The following is a 503-nucleotide window of genomic DNA, read 5'->3' on the forward strand; positions in this document are numbered from 1 at the left end:
TTCATAGGCCTTTCCGTCTTTTTCATCTTTTAAGTTATATTTTAATTCTGATAGTCCAATCATTTGACCTCGTACATTTTTTACAGAGACATTAACAACGACGGAATCGTTGYTAGCATTTAAATRTGCACTTTGAACGGTGGCCAAGTAATAGCCKCCYTTARCACTCTCACCAACTAATAAAATACCTTGTTCCAAGCGRCTMATATCTTCTTTTTCTTCAAAATTTATTAATTCTTCATTTTCATTTTTTGCGGTTGGTTCTTCTATTGGACCATTTTCAACGGTACTATCTTTTTTATCTTGTGTGCAAGCAGCCGTAACACTGACTAATACTAGAATTAAAGTAAGTAATATGAATGATTTTCTCATAAAATTGATCTGTCTCCTTAAGTTTCTCAATTYTGTGCAACTATACATATAAGATTAACATAATGTCTCATTATTGGCTCAAAATAGGGAATCTTTTAGACACCTTATTCTTTTTCCTTTTAATATACATT

Annotated in this window: 1 protein-coding gene; it reads right to left on the minus strand. The window is 31.3% G+C overall.

Features of this window, described 5'->3' with window-relative positions:
- A partial coding sequence (locus AC1DJR_RS33185; RefSeq protein ID WP_477004591.1) for a DUF4352 domain-containing protein occupies positions 1–372 on the minus strand: 372 nt, incomplete at its 3' end.
- Positions 373–503: the final 131 nt, after the last annotated feature.

The sequence above is a fragment of the Bacillus sp. 05T31 genome (genome assembly GCF_056396725.1).